At 66.2% G+C, this 18391-nt stretch carries 12 protein-coding genes; 9 read left to right on the forward strand and 3 right to left on the reverse strand.

What is annotated here, in order from left to right; translation table 11 throughout:
• The first annotated feature begins 198 nt into the window (after nt 1-198).
• From ACXAJT_RS00295 to hflX, 6 genes are all read left to right on the forward strand, one after another.
• Nucleotides 199-2367, forward strand: a complete 2169-nt coding sequence (locus tag ACXAJT_RS00295; protein ID WP_475232737.1) for a sensor histidine kinase — start codon at nt 199-201, stop codon at nt 2365-2367.
• Nucleotides 2364-3782 carry a nitrogen assimilation response regulator NtrX gene (ntrX, locus tag ACXAJT_RS00300; RefSeq protein ID WP_475231736.1) on the forward strand — a complete coding sequence of 473 codons (1419 nt, stop codon included), beginning with the start codon at nt 2364-2366 and terminating at the stop codon, nt 3780-3782. Before ACXAJT_RS00295 ends, ntrX begins: the two co-directional genes overlap by 4 nt.
• A gap of 143 nt (nt 3783-3925) precedes the next feature.
• Entirely contained in the window at nt 3926-5302 is a 1377-nt protein-coding gene (gene trkA, locus ACXAJT_RS00305) for a Trk system potassium transporter TrkA (protein WP_475231740.1), read from the forward strand.
• Between the two features lie 3 nt (nt 5303-5305).
• Nucleotides 5306-6820 carry a TrkH family potassium uptake protein gene (locus tag ACXAJT_RS00310; protein WP_475231742.1) on the forward strand — a complete coding sequence of 505 codons (1515 nt, stop codon included), beginning with the start codon at nt 5306-5308 and terminating at the stop codon, nt 6818-6820.
• Nucleotides 6821-6983: 163 nt separating this feature from the next.
• Nucleotides 6984-7223, forward strand: a complete 240-nt coding sequence (gene hfq / locus ACXAJT_RS00315) for an RNA chaperone Hfq (RefSeq protein WP_066100377.1) — start codon at nt 6984-6986, stop codon at nt 7221-7223.
• A 17-nt stretch (nt 7224-7240) separates the two neighbouring features.
• Nucleotides 7241-8494, forward strand: coding sequence for a GTPase HflX (hflX, locus tag ACXAJT_RS00320; RefSeq protein WP_475232739.1), 1254 nt, complete (start codon nt 7241-7243; stop codon nt 8492-8494).
• A gap of 52 nt (nt 8495-8546) precedes the next feature.
• Here hflX and ACXAJT_RS00325 read toward each other — a convergent pair whose 3' ends face one another.
• Together ACXAJT_RS00325 and ACXAJT_RS00330 are read right to left on the reverse strand one after the other, a co-directional pair.
• Nucleotides 8547-9485, reverse strand: a complete 939-nt coding sequence (locus ACXAJT_RS00325) for an aminoglycoside phosphotransferase family protein (RefSeq protein ID WP_475231744.1) — start codon at nt 9483-9485, stop codon at nt 8547-8549.
• The gene (locus tag ACXAJT_RS00330; protein WP_475231746.1) at nt 9482-11947 is read right to left on the reverse strand and encodes a penicillin acylase family protein; all 2466 of its coding nucleotides are present in this window, start codon (nt 11945-11947) and stop codon (nt 9482-9484) included. The genes ACXAJT_RS00325 and ACXAJT_RS00330 overlap by 4 nt, the downstream gene beginning before the upstream one ends.
• 115 nt (nt 11948-12062) lie before the next feature.
• Here ACXAJT_RS00330 and ACXAJT_RS00335 point away from each other — a divergent pair, with 115 nt between their 5' ends.
• Nucleotides 12063-12935 (forward strand): NAD(P)-dependent oxidoreductase, encoded by an 873-nt coding sequence (locus ACXAJT_RS00335; RefSeq protein ID WP_475231748.1) that lies wholly within the window; start codon nt 12063-12065, stop codon nt 12933-12935.
• Here ACXAJT_RS00335 and ACXAJT_RS00340 read toward each other — a convergent pair whose 3' ends face one another.
• Nucleotides 12936-13754, reverse strand: a complete 819-nt coding sequence (locus ACXAJT_RS00340; RefSeq protein WP_475231750.1) for an HpcH/HpaI aldolase family protein — start codon at nt 13752-13754, stop codon at nt 12936-12938. It abuts the gene before it with no gap.
• A 700-nt stretch (nt 13755-14454) separates the two neighbouring features.
• Between ACXAJT_RS00340 and ACXAJT_RS00345 the strand changes: the two genes are divergently transcribed.
• Both ACXAJT_RS00345 and ACXAJT_RS00350 read left to right on the forward strand, forming a co-directional pair.
• Nucleotides 14455-17343 (forward strand): Rne/Rng family ribonuclease, encoded by a 2889-nt coding sequence (locus ACXAJT_RS00345; protein ID WP_475231752.1) that lies wholly within the window; start codon nt 14455-14457, stop codon nt 17341-17343.
• 216 nt (nt 17344-17559) lie between these two features.
• The gene (locus ACXAJT_RS00350; protein WP_475232741.1) at nt 17560-18312 is read left to right on the forward strand and encodes a cytochrome c biogenesis CcdA family protein; all 753 of its coding nucleotides are present in this window, start codon (nt 17560-17562) and stop codon (nt 18310-18312) included.
• Nucleotides 18313-18391: the final 79 nt, after the last annotated feature.

Here is an 18391-nt window from a genome sequence, read left to right on the forward strand (position 1 = left end):
CCCTCCGGGGCGGCGTTTTCACTAGAAGCCACAGTCTTTGGCGGAGCTGCCACGAGCAGCGTATCAGTGTGAGGTGAATCTGTGGCCACCCGGGCACGGAGTTCGACGTGGGCGCGGCTGAGCAGGCTGCGACGGCAAAGGCGCGTTCAGAACGTGGCGACCCTTGGGCTTGTCCTGTTGGGGCCGGTTCTGGCGGTGATGACGTTCCTTGTGCTTGGCCCACTTGGCGGCGGCGGTCGCGCGACGCAGATGAGCCTGCGGCTCGTGCTGCTGGCGGATATGGTCTATGTGCTGCTGATCGCCACGCTGGTGCTGGCGCGGCTGGGGCGGATGATCGCCGACCGCCGCGCGCAATCGGCGGGCTCGCGGCTGCACCTACGGCTGACCGGGGTGTTCGCGCTGATGGCGCTGCTGCCCACCGTGACGGTCGCGGTCTTCGCCGTTCTCACCATCAACATCGGTCTTGAGACTTGGTTCTCCAGCCGCGTGCAGAACGTGGTCGGGGCATCGCTGGCCGCCGCCGAGGCCTATGAGGCGGAGCAGCGCGAGGGCCTTACCGAAGACGTACAGGCGCTGGCACGGTTCATCGACGGCGCGCGGCGGGCCAATTTTGCGCTCGACGATGGCGACGTGCGGCAGGTGCTGGGGCAGGGGCAGGGCCAGATTCAGCGCGGCCTGCGCGAAGCCTATGTGATCGACGGCGGTGGCGAGATCCGCGCCCGCGGCGATCGCTCTTACCTCTTTTACTACGAAGAGCCGACGCGCGAGCAGTTCAATCGCGCCCGCGCCGAGGGGCTGGTGCTGATCCCCGATTGGGACAATCACGAGCTGCGCGCGCTGGTGCCGCTTTCGGCCTTTGCCGATCGGTTTCTCTATGTCAGCCGCGCGGTGGACGGCAACCTTCTGAACCTGCTTGACGAAACGCAGGAAACCGCGCGCTTCTACCAGCAGCAGGAAAGCGAGCGGGGGCGTCGGCTCTTTGATTTTGCGCTGCTTTATCTGGGCTTTGCGCTGCTGCTGATCCTCGCCGCCACATGGCTTGGTCTGTGGTTCGCCGAACGGCTGGCGCGCCCCGTGGGCCGCCTGACCGGCGCGGCGCAGCGGGTCGGCGCGGGCGACCTCGACGTGCAGGTGATCGAGGGCGAGGGCGACGACGAGATCGCCATGCTGGGCCGCTACTTCAACCAGATGACCCGCCAGTTGAAGGGCCAGCGCGAGACGCTGCTGGAAAACACCCGCCAGATCGAACGCCGCCAACGGCTGTTCGATTCCGTACTGTCGTCGATCACCTCGGGTGTGGTCGGGCTCGACGCCGAGGGCAAGGTGACCTTCGTCAACCGTCCCGCCGAGCGGTTGCTTGGCTGGGAGACCCCGCGCGCCGATGTGCCGCTGACCGTGGCGGTGCCAGAGTTCGGCCCGCTCTATGATCGGCTGCGCGAGAACGGGTTGGAGATGGCGCAGGACGAGGTGAAGGTCAGCCGCGATGGCCGGCTCGAGCATCTGCTGGTCCGGCTCTCACCCCGGCGGCGCGAGGATGGCACGCTCGAGGGTTATGTGATTGCCTTTGACGATGTGACCGACCTTGTCAGCGCGCAGCGCATGGCCGCATGGGGCGACGTGGCGCGGCGCATCGCGCATGAGATCAAGAACCCGCTCACGCCGATCCGCCTGTCTGCGGAGCGCATCAAGCGCAAGTTCGCGCGGCAACTGGCCGAAGAGGATGCGCAGAAGCTCGACCAGATGACCGAGGTGATCGTGCGCCAGACCGAGGATCTGCGCCGCATCGTCGACGAATTCAGCAAGTTCGCCCGCATGCCCGAGCCCGAGCGCAAGCCCGAGGACGTGGTGGCGCTGTTGCGCGGCGCGGTGCTGCTGCAGGAGACCGGCCAGCCCGACATCCGCTTCGTCAGCGATCTGCCGGCGCATGAGATGCCCGCCGAACTGGATGCGACCATGGTCGGACAGGCGCTGACCAACCTGATCAAGAACGCCGGTGAGGCAATCGAGAGCCTGCGCGAGAAGGGCGCACCAGAGGGTCACCGGCCCGAGATCCGGGTCAGCCTCGTGGCAGAGGACGGGCGCGCGCTCATCCACATCATGGACAACGGCATCGGCCTTCCCGAAGACCGGGCGCGGCTGTTCGAGCCTTACGTGACCACCCGCGACAAGGGCACTGGCCTTGGCCTGCCCATCGTCAAGAAGATCATCGAAGAGCACGGCGGCACGCTGTCTCTCGAAGACGCACCGCTGTTTGGCGGTGCCACCCATGCCGGGGCCATGGCGGTGATCCGCCTGCCGCTCGGCACAACCGGCGCACTGCCGGAGAATTCGGAAAAGAACATTTCGGAACTGGAGAGGCAGATATGAGCGACATCCTGATCGTCGACGACGAGCGCGACATCCGCGAACTGATCGGGGACATCCTCGAGGATGAGGGTTACACGACGCGGTTGGCGGGCAACTCCACCGAAGCGATGAACGAGGTCAACTCCGAGCCTCCGGCGCTGATGATCCTCGATATCTGGCTGAAAGACAGCAAGATGGACGGGATCGACATCCTCAAGACCGTCAAGAGCGACAACCCCGATATCCCGATCATCATCATCTCGGGCCACGGCAATATCGAGATCGCCGTCGCGGCGATCAAGCAGGGCGCTTATGACTTCATCGAGAAGCCGTTCAACATCGACCAGTTGTTGGTGGTGATCCGCCGCGCGATGGAAACCTCGCGCCTGCGCCGCGAGAACAACCAGCTGCGCCGCCGCGAGACCGAAGTGGCTCAGATGATCGGCGACAGCGCCATGTTCCGCGGCCTCGTCAGCCAACTCGACAAGGTCACCAAATCCAATGGGCGTGTGATGCTGACCGGCCCGGCGGGCTCGGGCAAGGAAGTCGCCGCGCGCTTCATCCACGCCAATTCCGGGCGCGCCTCGGCGCCCTTCGTCACCGTCAACTGCGCCGGTGTCGCCCCGGAGAACATGGAGCAGATGCTGTTCGGCCGCGAAAGCGCCGAGCGCGGCATCGAGCCCGGGCTGCTGGAGCAGGCGCACGGCGGCGTGGTCTACTTCGACGAAGTGGCCGACATGCCGCTGGGGACCCAGTCGAAAATCCTGCGCGTGCTGGTCGATCAGAGCTTCACCCGTGTCGGCGGCGCCGACAAGGTGCGCGTCGATCTGCGGGTCATCTCCTCGACCAACCGCGACCTCGAGGCGGAAATCGCCGCCGGCAGCTTCCGTCAGGAACTGTATCACCGGCTCAACGTGGTGCCGATCGCCGTGCCGTCGCTGGAAGATCGCCGCGAAGATATCCCGATGCTGGCGCGGCATTTCATCGAGGGGTTCAACCGCGGGCAGGGCCTGCCGAAGCGCGAACTGTCGGACGACGCGGTGGCGCTGCTGCAGACCATGGTCTGGCCGGGCAACGTGCGCCAGCTGAAGAACCTGATCGAGCGGGTGCTGATCCTCGGCGACGGCACCGGTCCGATCGAGGCGCGCGAACTGCCGCAGGACGGACCGGCGGGCGAGGCCGAAGAGGGCCGCGTTGTGCTCTCGGGCACGCTGGCGACCTTGCCACTGCGCGAAGCGCGCGAAGCGTTCGAGCGTGAATACCTGCTGACCCAGATCAACCGTTTCGGTGGGAACATCTCGCGCACCGCGGCCTTCGTCGGTATGGAGCGCTCGGCGCTGCACCGCAAGCTGAAGTCGCTTGGCGTGGTCACCGGGGCCAAATCCGGCGGGCGCATCGCCTATGTGGAAGACGAGCAGGTGTCGAAGGTTTCCTGAGCACTCTGCCTGCGGGCCGGACAGGATGGCAACGCGCGCCGGGTGTCCGGCGCGCGCATTCATGCCCGCGGATTGACCGTTAGCGCCCGGCATGTCATGCCAGACGCAAACCCGGCCTCGGGCCAGCAGATTAGGCAGACGACATGAAGGTCATCATTTGCGGCGCCGGCCAGGTTGGCTGGCAGATCGCCCGCCATCTTTCGGGCGAGCGCAACGACGTCACCGTGGTGGACAACAACCCCGATCTGGTGCGCCGCGCCACGGATTCGCTCGACGTGCAGGGCATCGCGGGCTTTGCCTCTTACCCCGATGTGCTCGACAAGGCCGGCGCACGCGATGCCGACATGATCATCGCGGCCACCTATTCGGACGAGGTGAATATGGTCACCTGTCAGGTGGCGCATTCGATCTTCGCCATCCCGCGCAAGATCGCCCGCCTGCGCTCGCAGAGCTACCTGACCGCGATCTACTCCGACCTCTACCGCCGCGACCACCTGCCGATCGACGTGGTGATCTCACCCGAGAAAGAGGTGGCCGAGGCCGCGCTGCAGCGCCTGTCGGCGCCTGCCGCCTTCGACACCGAGCGCTTTCTGGAGGGCGGGGCACAGCTCTTGGGTCTGACTATCGAGGCCGATTGCCCGATCATCAACACGCCGCTGCGGCAACTGTCGGACCTGTTCTCGACGCTGCGCTCGGTTGTGGTTGGCATCCGCCGCGAAGGCACGCTCTTCGCGCCAGAGCCGCGCGACCAGATTTTTGCCGGCGACTCGTGTTACGTTCTGGTCCACGCCGAGGACATCCAGCGCACGCTGGAGATCTTTGGCAAGGCGCAGCGCAAGCAGGAGCGCATCGTGGTTCTGGGCGGTGGCAACGTCGGTCTGGCCGTGGCGCGGGCCCTCGAAAGCCGTCCCGAGCGCATCCGCGCCAAGGTGATCGAAAAGGACCGCCGTTCGGCCGAGCGCGCCGCCGACGCGCTGGAGCGGACCATCGTCCTGCACGGCGATGCGCTCGACACAGCGCTGCTGCGCGAAGCGGGGATCGGGCGGGCCGATGCGGTGCTGTGCGTGACCGACGACGAAAAGACCAACATGCTGGCCGCCGTGCGCGCCAAGGCCGAGGGCTGCCCCATGGCCATCACGCTGATCAACGATCCCACGCTGGTGCCGCTGATGGAGCCGATGGGCGTGGACGCGCACATCAACCCGCGCGCCACCACCGTCAGCTCGATCCTGCGTCATATCCGCCATGGCCGCGTGCGCTCGGTCTATTCCATCGGCGACGCCGAGGCCGAGGTGATCGAGGCCGAGGTGCTTTCGACCTCGTCGATCGCCGGACGGGTGATCCGCGAGATCGACTTCCCCGAGGGGGTGCTTGTCGGCGCGGTGATGAAGGATGGCGAGGTGGTGAAGATCACCGGCAACCTGCGCATCGAAGAAGGCGACCGCATCGTCATGTTCGCGCTGGCCAAGGACGTGCCGGAGGTCGAACGGCTTCTGCAGGTCTCGATCGATTTCTTCTGAGCCATGATCTCGCTCGCCCGCACGCCTCTTTTGCTGCTTCTGGCGGGGATCGCCAGCGCCTCGATGATCATCCCTGCGGGAGTGGCGCTGGCGGCGGAAGAATTCCACGACGCGCGCAGCTTCTTTTATGCCGGGGTCGTCGGCCTCGTGGTGACCAGCCTGATCACCATCGCGCAGTCGACGCGGACGCACTACCGCAGCGCCTCGCGGCAGTTGCTGGCGCTTCTTGGCGCGTTTCTGCTGCTGCCCGCGGTGCTGGCGGTGCCGTTCCACGAGGCGGTGCGCACCACGACCTTCCTCAACGCCTACGTCGAGATGGTGTCGAGCTTCACCACCACCGGCGCCACGCTTTTCGCGCCCGAGCGGCTTTCCATCGCCGAGCACCTGTGGCGGGCGCAGGTGGGCTGGCTTGGCGGGCTGCTGATCTGGGTTACCTCTGCGGCTCTGCTGGCGCCGCTGACGCTGGGCGGCTTCGAGGTGACCGCCTCGGGCGAGCCGGGTCAGAGCGTCGACGCCGGTGCGGCGCGGCGCGACACGTCGGACCCGGCGCAGCGCCTGTCGGCCTCGGCGCGGGTGCTGGTGCCGATCTACGCCGGTCTGACGCTGGCGCTGTGGATCATGCTGATGATGGCGGGCGATCAGCCAATCGTGGCGCTGAGCCACGCCATGTCGACGCTGTCGACCTCGGGCATCTCGCCGGTGGGCGGGCCGGAGCAGGCGCAGAGCGGCATGGCGGGCGAAATGCTCGTTTTCCTCTTCCTCTTCTTCGCGCTGTCGCGACTGACGTTTTCCGGCGACACCAAAGGGCTCGCCGGTTCGCGGCTGCAGAACGATCCAGAGTTCCGGCTGGGGCTGTTGATCATCTTCCTGCTGCCCGTGGCGCTGTTTTTCCGGCATTGGATCGGCGCCTTCGACATTGGCGCCGAAACTGATCTCACCGCGGGCGTGCGGGCGCTTTGGGGAGGCCTCTTCACCGCGCTGTCGTTCCTGTCGACCACCGGGTTTCAAAGCGCCGACTGGGCCGCGGTGCGCGGCTGGTCGGGGCTGCAGACGCCGGGGGTGATCCTGATGGGGCTGGCGATCATGGGCGGCGGCGTGGCGACCACCGCTGGCGGGGTAAAGCTGCTGCGAATCTATGCGCTCTACCTCGCGGGCGTGCGCGAGATGGAGCGGTTGGTGCACCCGCATTCGCTGGGGCGCTCGGGCGTCATGGCGCGGCGCATCCGGCGGCAGGGGGCGTTCGTGGCTTGGGTGTTCTTCATGCTCTTTGCCATGACCATCGCGGCCTTTTCCCTGCTCTTCGCGCTGTCGGGGTTGGATTTCGAAAACGCGATGGTAACCACCGTGGCCGCGCTGACCAACTGCGGGCCGCTGATCCGCGCCGCCGCCGAACAGCCGGTGCCGCTGAGCGAGATGGGCGATGCGGCCAAGGGGCTGTTCGTGGCGGCCATGGTGTTGGGGCGACTGGAAGTCTTGGGCATCATCGTGCTGCTGACGCCGGATATCTGGCGCGACTGACGCCACGATCACAAGCGTTTGCGCGGGGCTTGCGGGGGGGCTTGCGGGGGGCTGCCGAAAAGGCGAAATTTTTGCTCTGGAAGTTCCGGCACTTGCACTCCATACTCGCCCGGAACGAGGGAGTGCCCCAGAGCGGCAAAGGCAAGAAAAAAAGGCTAATTTAATGGCTTCGGACAGACAAAATCTACAGGACGCATTTCTTAATCACGTTCGGAAAACCAAGGTTCCGGTCACGGTTTTCCTTATCAACGGTGTGAAATTGCAGGGTGTTATCACCTGGTTTGACAATTTCTGCGTCCTTCTGCGCCGGGATGGCCAATCGCAGCTTGTCTACAAGCACGCGATCTCGACCATCATGCCGTCGCAGCCGATCAACCTCTATGATGGCGACGATAACGCTTGAACGAACATGACACGCATGTGACCCGCGCCTGGGTCCTGCACCCCGACATCAAGTCAGACCGCGATCGCCGCGATGCGGAGATGGCGCTTGAAGAAGGTGTGGCCCTGGCCGCCGCTCTCCCCGACCTGGAGGTCGTGGGGGGCGAAGTCGTGCCTTTGCGCGACCCGCACCCCGGCACGCTTTTCGGCTCCGGCAAGATCGCCGAACTGAAAGAGCGGATCAAAGAGGCCGAGGTCGAGCTGGTGCTCGTCGACGGCCCGGTGACGCCGGTGCAGCAACGCAATCTGGAAAAAGAGTGGAAGGTAAAGCTGCTCGACCGGACCGGGCTGATCCTCGAGATCTTCTCGGACCGTGCGGCCACCCGTGAAGGTGTGCTGCAGGTTGAGATGGCGGCGCTGAGCTATCAGCGCACCCGCCTCGTGCGCGCCTGGACCCACCTTGAACGGCAGCGCGGCGGGCTCGGCTTCGTCGGCGGCCCCGGCGAAACCCAGATCGAGGCTGACCGCCGCGCCATCGACGAGCAGCTGGTGCGCCTGCGCCGGCAGCTCGACAAGGTGGTGAAAACCCGCGCTCTGCACCGCAAGGCGCGTGCCAAGGTGCCGTATCCGATTGTCGCGCTGGTGGGCTATACCAACGCGGGCAAGTCGACGATCTTCAACCGCCTGACCGGCGCCGAGGTGATGGCGAAGGACATGCTCTTTGCCACGCTCGACCCGACCATGCGCGCGGTCAAGCTGCCGACCGGCATCGACGTGATCCTCTCGGACACGGTGGGTTTCATCTCTGACCTGCCGACGGAACTGGTCGCGGCCTTCCGCGCCACGCTCGAAGAGGTGCTGGCCGCGGACATCGTCCTGCACGTGCGCGACATCTCGCACCCGGGCACCGAAGAGCAGGCCGAGGACGTGCACGCGATCCTGCGCTCGCTTGGCGTGGCCGAGGACGTGGCGCAGATCGAGGTTTGGAACAAGATCGACCGGCTGGAGGCCGAAGAGCATGACGCCGCGCTGGCGCGGGCGTCACGCGACGAGGGCATCTTTGCCGTCTCGGCGCTGACCGGCGAGGGGCTTCAGGAGCTTCTCGAAGCGGTGACCGAAAAGCTGCAGGGCGCCTCGGTGGACGAGGACGTGCGGCTTGGCTTCAACGAGGGCAAGCGCCGTGCGTGGCTGTTCGACAAGGGGCTGGTGCTGGGCGAAGAGCAGGACGAGGATGGCTATCTTCTGCACCTGCGCTGGTCGGCCAAGGAGCGCGCTCAGTTCGAGACGATCTAGGGCCGCCCTCTTGCAGACATGTCGCGACGTCCTGCGAAGGACGTTGCTTCCTTCAAAGCAACGGTGTGTCGGCGGCGAGGATCATCTTCGCCGCCTCAAGGCGTGCGCGCTGATGCTGTGACGGCTCGACGGGCGTGCGGCACCACACCCCCAGAGCATAGGCGCGCTGCAGGAAAAGCCGCGCCAGCGGATCGGTGACGCTGTCGCCATAGCCGCGCGCCAGCGCCGCGCCAAAGCGCCGCGGATCGGGCGCCGGGCTGCGCGCCAGCGCGTCGACCAGCAGGCCCACCAGATCGCGATAGGGCTGGTCGGGCTGGTCGTTTTCAAGGTCCAGCCCCCAGAGCGCGCCCTCTGCGCTCACCAGATTTGACAGGTGCAGATCGCGGTGGGTGACAGCGCGGGTGGCCATGCGCCCGCGGGCCTGTGGAAACAGGTCCTGCAGGGACCCGAGGGCAAAGGCGAAATTCTCGCACTCCGCAAACCCGGTATCGGACTCGCGCGCGGCCTGAAGCTGCGCCTCCAGCCAGTTGACTTGGCCACGCGGGCGCAGCTTGCGGGGCACAAGCGTGGGCCGGTGCAAGGCTGCAAGCCAGCAGCCGGCGGCCACAAGGGGCACCTCGCGCTTGGCCAGAGGGATACGGGGCCACAGCTCGGCAAGGTTGGGTCCCGGCGCGTAACGCATCCCCAGAACCAGCCGCGCCTCGTCGAAGAACAGCACTTCCGGGCAGCGCCACGGCCCGGTCTGCATCTGCGCGGCGACGGCGCGCTGCCGGGTGGCCTGCGCGCGGGCTGTCTCGTGCTGCGCCGGGGCGTAGACTTTCACCACCAGGTGTTCGTCGGGGTGCGCCGCGCAGAACACCTGCGCGCGCATTGGCCGGTCCTTGTTCTTCAGGCAGCCAAGCCCGTACGCGAAACCCGGTCGCTGCTCGGCCAGTGCGGCGCGGGCCAGCGCCTGCGCCTCGGGCCGTGTGAGCCGGCTGCCACCGGTCACGGTTTGACCAGATGCGTCACCCCAACCGATGCGGCGCGGGCAAGCTCCTCGTCCAGCGACATCGGCAGGTACTCGCCGCGCCGCCACAGCGTGCCCATGTCGTCATAGTGGCGCGACAGCAGGTGGCCCGACTCGCCGGTGGCGATGATGAAGACCGAACTGTCGGGATCGGCGAAATCGTACACCCCGCGATAGGTGGCGCCATGCACATTGGCGAAGGGATCGGCACCATTGCCCGCCGTGACGCCACGCTGCAGGGTGAAATCGCCGCCCGAGGTGGTCTGGCGGATGTTCACGAAATAATTCAGCAGCGGCACGTCGCCCAGAACGCTGTGCTTGTGGGTGGCTTGGTGCGCATCGCCCCAGCGCAGGCTTTCCAACTGCGTGCCGTAGCGCTCGTCGATCCACACCAGCGCGTCATCAAGCGCCATGCGGGCGATGTCGGTGCAGGTTTCGATCGGGGCAGAGCGCAGCACGTCGCACCATCGTCCGGCCCCGTCGATGTCGCGGAAGACGCGCTCGATGAACAGCGGATCGACATGGGTGTAGGCATCCGCCAGCGGTCCGATCTCGTCGCGGATCAGACGGTCCTGCAGGGCGCGCAGCCACGCGGCGTAGATCAGCGGCTCGGGCAGGTGCTCGTTCATCTCACCGTTCCAGTTGGCCAGTAGATCGAGCGCGCGTTCGCGCTGGCGCAGCGGCGTGCCCTCGGGGGCGGCTTCGCCGGTGAACCACAGATCGCGACCGATCAGCGGCAGCAACGTGCGCGCGGCGGGCGAGACGGTGTCGAGCTGCGCCTCGATGAAGCTGTCCCGGGTGTGCACCTCGCGGCCCTGCATCAGCGCCCTCCAGCGCATCACCCGCTGGCTATCGCCCCAAGTGAAGCTGACATGCTCGGGGAAGGGGCGGTCGATGATCTTGTTGTTGGTGTTGCCGAGAATGCCGCCCCTTGGATCCTTGAACACGGGGTTCTGCGAGGCGGGGAACATGCCCTGCCAGCGGTTCGCCTCGATCCAGCCGGGGCTGGGCATGCGACCTTCGGTCTGGTGGTTCGGATCGCGTTCGGGCATGGCACCGATCAGCTTCATCGCGACGTGTTCATCGTCGATCAGCGTCAGCATCTGCGACGGTGCGACGAAGGCCTCGCTGGCCGCAAGTGCCTCGTCCACGCTCTGCGCCCGCATCAGGCCCATGGCGGCGGTCATCGAACTGTCTTCGTTGCTGAGCGCGGTCCAGCTGAGCGAGACCACGTCGCCGCGCGGGGTGATCTGGTCGAGATCAAAGGCGCGGCGCGGCAGCACGGGGCCGTTGTCGGTCCAGCGCAGGGTCAGCGTGACCGGGGCTTCGTCCTTGATGTTGATGATCGAGCGGCGGGTGCGGAAACTCTTGAAGCCATTGGGCGTGCGGTAGCGCTCGGAGTTCTCGGGGTCGAGCTCTTCGATGTGCAGGTCCTGATCGTCGAGGTACGACGAGGTCAGGCCCCACGCGACATGCTCGGAGCGGCCCAGCATGACGGCGGGCACCCCGGGGATCGTGGCGCCGATCACGTCGCCCGACGCCAGTTGCAGCCGCGCCAGATACCACGTCGACGGGGCGGTGAAGCCAAGGTGCGGATCGTTGGCCAGCAGCGTGCCACCCCCGGCGGAGCGGTCGGGGGCTGCGGCCCAGGCGTTCGAGGCCCCGGCAAGGCCGGGCTCGGCCACGGGCATCAGCGCCGGGCGCGGGGGCGAGGCGCTGGCATATTGCGGCAGGGCCTTGCCGGGAAAGAGCGCGGCATAGGCTGGCAGTTCGGCCACGCCCGGCCCGGGAATATCGGGCAGGATGTCGCGGATCATCTCGGGATCGGGCAGGGCGAGCGACGTTCGGGCGCGCAGGATCTCGTCGCGGAACTGTCCCGAAAGCTGCAGCGCCATCAGCTTGACCACCGCCAGCGAGTCAGCCGGCTGCCACGGCGCGATCGGTGCGTTGAAGATGAAGAACTCTGGCGCGCCGCGCCCAAGGCTTTCGGCGTTGATCTCCTGAATGCGCGCGTTGACCCCGGCGGCATAGGCTTCGAGCGCGTCGCGGGTCTCGGCGTCCTGCGCCTCCACCGAGCGGACGGCGTGGGTGTAGAGATCGAGCCGGCGCATCAGCGTATCGGTCTCCACGGTGCGGCGACCGAACAGCTCTGACAGCCGGCCCTGCACCGTGCGGCGCAGCAGCGTCATCTGCCACAGCCGGTCTTGCGCGTGGGCATAGCCCAGACCGAAGAACACGTCGCGATCCACCGGGGCAAAGATATGCGGCACGCCCGCGTTGTCGCGCACGATCTCGATGTCGCCGGTGGTGCCCGAGACCGCCAGCGTCTTGTCGTAGTCGGGCAGCGAGCGCGAGGCGAGGTAATAGACCAGCGCCACGGCAATCACCGCCAACAGGATCGCCGTGCTGACGAGCCTGAGGAGCCATCGGAAGATAAGTGCCATGATCTGTCCCGCGTCTTTCGGCTTTCGACGGGCTTACCCAAGACCCGCCCCCTTGCCAAGGGCCGGGTGAGGCGCGACAACTCCCGCAACAACAATCGTAACAGGAGGTTGATCCATGGCGAAATGCGCATTTCTGGGTCTGGGTGTGATGGGCTACCCGATGGCCGGGCATATGGCCAAGGGCGGTCATGAGGTGACGGTCTACAACCGAACCGCGGCCAAGGCCGAAAAATGGGTCGCCGAGTTTGGCGGTGCCAGCGCTGCCACCCCGCGCGAGGCCGCCGAAGGCGCCGATTTCATCATGTCCTGCGTTGGCAACGACGACGATCTGCGCGCCGTCTGCACCGGGGAAGACGGCGCGTTTGCCGGAATGAAAGAGGGCGCGATCTTTGTCGATCACACCACGGTGTCTTCGATGGTGACGACCGAGCTTTCGGCCATCGCCAAGGATCAGGGCTTTGGCTTCATCGACGCGCCGGTCTCCGGCGGGCAGGCGGGAGCCGAGAACGGCCAACTTGTGGTGATGTGCGGCGGTGATCAGGCGCAATACGATGCCGCGGCGCCGGTGATCGACGCCTATGCCAAGCTGTGCAAGCGCCTTGGCGAGAGCGGCGCGGGCCAGCTGTGCAAGATGGTCAATCAGATCTGCATCGCTGGTCTGGTGCAGGGCCTGTCGGAAGGTCTGGCTTTCGCCGAGAAGGCGGGCATCGACGGGCGCGAGGTTGTCGAGGTGATCGGCGGCGGTGCGGCCGGTTCGTGGCAGATGGTGAACCGCTTCGAGACTATGTTGGACGACAAGTTCGACCATGGCTTCGCGGTCGACTGGATGCGCAAGGACCTTGGCATCTGCCTTGCCACCGGCGACGAGATCGGCGCCTCGCTGCCGGTGACGGCGCTTGTGGATCAGTTCTACAAGGACGTTCAGGCGATGGGCGGCGGCCGTTGGGACACCTCCGCCCTGATCAAGCGTCTGAAGGCCTTCGACTGATCAGTAAGACGGCAGCGGGGCGGCTTCTGCGGTCTCCTCGCCCAGCTCTTTGGCGGCCTGCGCCTTGGCGGCGCGGGCGGCCCCGGCCAGCAGGCCGACGTCATTCGGCCCGACGATAAAGCCATAGCCCGCCTCGCGCAGTTCCGAATAGCTGCGGCCCGGCCCGGCGACGCCGGTGATCGTGCCCAGCATCAGCCCATTGGCGGTGGCGGTGCGCTCGACCTCTTCGATCTTTGCGCGGACCTCGGGGTGATCCATGTCTTCAAGGTGGTTCATCGAGGCGGCAAAGTCGTTGGGACCGACGAAGGCCATGTCGATGCCTTCGATGCTGGCGATCTCGGCGACCTCGGCCACAGTGTCGACGTGTTCGACCTGCGCCATGATCAGCAGTTCCTCATGCGCCATCGCGGCATAGCCGGGCAGGTTGCCCCAGTTTGTGGCGCGCACGATGGGCGCGGCATAGCCGCGGCGGCCGCGCGGGGCGTAAAGGCAGAAAGACGCGATCTCGCGCGCCATCTCGGCGCTGTGCACCATCGGCACCATGATCGAGCGCGCGCCACGGTCCAGCGCGCGCTTCAGCGTCGCCTCCGAAGAGTCTGGCACGCGGATCACCGCCTCGCCGCCAGCGCCTTCGACCGCGCGCAGCAGGTTCAGCCCCGCCTCAAGCCCGGCGCTGCCATGCTCGCAGTCGATCACCAGCACGTCCCAGCCACTGTAGACCAGCAGCTCCGCCACCTCGGGCGAGCCCAGCTCGAACCATGCCGCGGTGACCGTTTCACCGGCCTTGAGCCGCGCCTTGAGCCTGTTTCTTCCTGTCATCATATCCTCCTCGTCCTGGCGCGAGCCTGCGTGCCCGGGCCACCCGGACGAGTTGAATACCCTGCACGACGCGAGGTCAATATGAATGGTATACCAAATACTGAGTGGGGCCCGCAGCGATGGCCGTGCTTCGCGCAAGGTGCCAGCGGATGGGCCGCAGGAGTATTTGTGGAAAGATGAAAGGTGGGAGGAAGATCGCCCGGGAGGCATTCCGCAGGCATCGGGCAGGGCGCCCGAGAATTAAGGCCCGAAAATTAAGGCCGGGGAATTCATGCGCGCGTCATATTGGATATTGTCATTGGGGCCGCGATGCCCCTATGCTACCTGTCAGGCAATTGCGTTTCGCACATGGTTATCCACAGCCGGTAACCGCACTGCAGTTTCGCCAAAAGCCAAAGAGTTTCGCTGCTCCGGAGCCGTCCGTACAGGGACCCCGGGCAGACCGATCAGGCCGCAAGGCCGAGTACACCGTCCGGACATCCAACGCTCCGGGCCGCAACAAGGCACCCCGACGCGCACTGCGGCGGGGGTGTCGGAGAAGAAACGCGATGACGCGCGCGACGCAAGTGAGGCACCCGGGCGAAGACAGATTGTCTTCCCGTGCCTGCGCGCCGCTCAGCGCCCAGACAAGCCACGCCACATCCCCACGCAGCCCGGCGCCGCCCGGGCCCTTGGCGCATGTGCCGTGCATACGGAAAACATGGCAAAGAAAATGCTCATCGATGCCACCCACGCGGAAGAGACCCGCGTTGTGGTGGTCGACGGAAACAAGGTCGAGGAATTCGACTTTGAATCGGAAAACAAGCGCCAGCTAGCAGGCAATATCTATCTCGCGAAAGTCACGCGGGTCGAGCCGTCGCTTCAGGCCGCCTTTGTGGACTACGGCGGAAACCGCCACGGGTTCCTCGCGTTCTCCGAGATTCACCCCGACTATTACCAGATCCCCGTCGCCGACCGTCAGGCGCTGATGGAGGAAGAGGCGGCGCTCGCCGCAGAGGATGACGACGACGACAAGGAAAAGTCGCGCTCGAAATCCTCGCGTTCGCGCACCCGCCGCTCGCGCTCGCGCAGCAAGGCCGAGAAGGCCAGCACCGACGACAAGACGGTGACCGGCGAAGTGTCGGAAGTGTCCTCGGACATTACGGGCATGGAAACCATCGACCTTGGCGACGACACCGTCGAGCCGAGCGAAGGCGAAGGCCTGTCGCCGATGGAGACCGTGGCCGAGACCCCGGTCGAAGAGCCGAGCGACGCGGCTGATGCTGCGCCGGAGGCCGATCTGGTAGCGACCCCCGAGCAATCGAGCGCCGAGCCCGCGGCCGAAACCGAGGCGAAGGCCCCGGGTGACGAGGGCGACGACGACAGCGATGACGATCAGGCCGCGTCGAAATCCGACGACAGCATCGAGTCCGTTGCCGACGACGACACCGAAGAAGACATTCGCCCGGCGCGCAAACCGCGCCCGCGCAAGTACAAGATTCAAGAGGTCATCAAGGTCCGCCAGATCCTGCTGGTGCAGGTCGTCAAGGAAGAGCGCGGCAACAAGGGCGCAGCGCTGACCACCTATCTGTCGCTCGCCGGTCGCTATTGCGTGCTGATGCCGAACACCGCCCGTGGCGGTGGCATCTCGCGCAAGATCACCAATGCCGCCGACCGCTCGAAGTTGAAAGAGATCGCGCAGACCATCGACGTGCCGAAGGGCGCCGGTCTGATCATCCGCACGGCGGGCGCCAAGCGCACCAAGACCGAGATCAAGCGCGACTACGAATACCTGCAGCGCCTGTGGGAGCAGATCCGCGAACTGACGCTGCAATCGGTGGCGCCGGCGAAGATCTACGAAGAGGGCGACCTCATCAAGCGCTCGATCCGCGACCTCTACAATCGCGAGATCGACGAGGTTCACGTGGAAGGCGAGCGCGGCTACCGCATCGCCAAGGACTTCATGAAGATGATCATGCCGTCCCACGCGAAGAACGTGAAACACTACCTCGACCCGATGCCGCTGTTTGCGCGCTATCAAGTCGAAAGCTACCTCGGCGGCATGTTCAACCCGACCGTGCAGCTGAAATCCGGCGGTTACATCGTGATCGGCGTCACCGAGGCGCTGGTGGCGATCGACGTCAACTCGGGCCGGGCCACCAAGGAAGGCTCGATTGAGGACACCGCGCTGAAGACCAACCTGGAGGCCGCCGAAGAGGTGGCGCGCCAGCTGCGGCTGCGCGACCTTGCCGGTCTCATCGTCATCGACTTCATCGACATGGAAGAGCGCAAGAACAACGCCGCCGTCGAGAAGAAGCTGAAAGACAAGCTGAAGACCGACCGTGCCCGCATTCAGGTTGGCCGCATCTCGGGCTTTGGCCTGCTGGAGATGTCGCGCCAGCGTCTGCGTCCGGGCATGATCGAGGCCACCACGCAGCCGTGCCCGGCCTGCCACGGCACCGGTCTGATCCGCTCCGATGACAACATGGCGCTGAACATCCTGCGTCAGATCGAGGAAGAGGGCGTGCGCCGCCGCTCGCGCGAGGTGCTGGTGAAATGCCCGGTGGGCATCGCCAACTACCTGATGAACCAAAAGCGCGAGCATGTGGCTCAGATCGAGGCGCGCTACGGCATGGCCGTGCGCATCGAAGGCGATCTGCACCTCATCAGCCCCGACTTCACCATGGACAAGTTCAAGACAGCCACCCGCAATGTGCCCGAAGTGGTCGCGCCGGTGGTCTCGGCCACCGCCTCGCTGATGGATCAGGTCGACGAAGACGTGGCCGCCGAAGACGAAGAGGACGCGCCCGAACCCCAGACCCAGACCGGAGATCAGGACACGGGTGGCACGTCGGACGAGTCCGCTGCCGAAAGTGGCGGTGACAATGGCGCCGACGCTGGCAACGGGTCCGACGATGGCGACGCCAAGCCGAAGAAGCGCCGCCGCCGCCGCCGTCGTTCGCGGTCGAAGAACAAGGACGCGCAGAACGGCGAGAACGGAGAGACGTCCGACGCTGACGGCACCTCCGGCGGGCAGTCGCCGGCAGAGGCCGCAGAGGCTCCTGAGGCCGCCGCAGCAGAGACTGTCAGCGAAGCACCGGCGCAGGTGTCCGAAGATGCCGCGCCCGCAGAGGCCGAAGCGCCCGCTGCCGAGGAAGCGCCGGCCGAGAAGCCCAAGCGCACTCGCCGCTCGCGCAGCCGCAAAAAGGTCGAGCCCGAAGTGACCGAGGCCCCCGCCGCCGAAGCTCCGGCTGAGGCTCCTACGGGTGCCTCGGCATCGGAGGACGCGCCTGCAGGAGCGGCGTCTGAGAACGTGCAAGAGCCCGCACCCGTGGCCGAAACGGCGGCAGCGGAAGTGGCGGAAGAGCCCGCGCCCGCTGCCAAGGCTGCCGCAGAGCCCGTGACCGAGGCGGCGCCGGAAGTGCCCGCTGCCGAAGACGCCCCTGCAGATTCTGCGCCCGCCGAAGGCGCGCCTGCTGCAGAGGAGACCCCGGTGGAGCCCGAGCCGCAGCCGGAAGCCCAGCCGGAACCCCAGCCTGAGCCCGTGGCCGCAGAGCCGGTGCAGGACGAAGCGCCGAAGCCCAAGCGCCGGGGCTGGTGGAGCCGCTAAGCTCCACAAGCCGCCAAGCTCCACAAGATGTGAAACCCAAGGAAACGCCCCGGCAACGCGCCGGGGCGTTTTGCTTTTGCCGCAGCGGCATGCGGCGCCGAGGGCCGGACAGACGGGCGGCCGGGCCGTGGCGCTGTAACATCAGGCGGCATCTGGCAACGCAGACGTGACAAGCTGTCTGATGACGCGGCAGGCGTGATCGCCTATTCGGAAAGCATGTTCGGAATCGAGATCATCGACGCTAGCCTGCTCCCCGCCATGCTCGTGGCGCTTCTCGGGGGGGTGATTTCATTCCTCAGCCCCTGCGTGCTGCCCATCGTGCCGCCGTATCTGGCCTTTATGTCCGGCGTCAGCCTGCAAGAGATGCAGGCTGGTGGCAGCGCCCGCTGGCGCGCCTTCATCGCCGCGCTGTTCTTTGTGCTGGGGCTGTCGACGGTCTTCATCCTGCTTGGGTTCACGGCGTCCTGGCTGGGCACGTTCTTTTTGCAGAACCAGATCTTACTGGCGCGCATCTCGGGCGTGGTGGTGATCATCTTCGGGCTGCACTTTCTGCATGTCTTCCGCATTCCTTTTCTCGACCGCGAGGCGCGGATCGACGCGGGCGAGGCGGGCGGCTCGGCGTTTGGCGCCTATCTTCTGGGCCTTGCCTTCGCCTTCGGTTGGACGCCCTGCATCGGCCCGCAACTGGGCGCGATCCTGTCGCTGGCGGCCACCGAAAGCTCTGTGGCCCGCGGTACGGCGTTGCTGGGTGTCTACGCGCTGGGGCTGGGGCTGCCGTTCCTGCTGGCCGCGATGTTCCTAAGCCGCGCCATGGGCCTGATGAACCGCATGAAGCGCCACATGCGGACCATCGAGCGGATCATGGGCGTGCTGCTCGTCGCCGTGGGGCTTGCACTGCTCACCGGCGCCTTCTCGGCCTTCTCCTTTTGGCTGCTGGAAACCTTCCCGGCGCTGGGGCAACTCGGCTAAGCGCTTCTTTGTTCGTCAAATACGCATGGCGTTGCCGTTCGGGCCGCGCCGAACCGCCCGTCTGAAAAGCCATGAGGGG

Source organism: Salipiger sp. ABF4_146 (assembly GCF_056161345.1).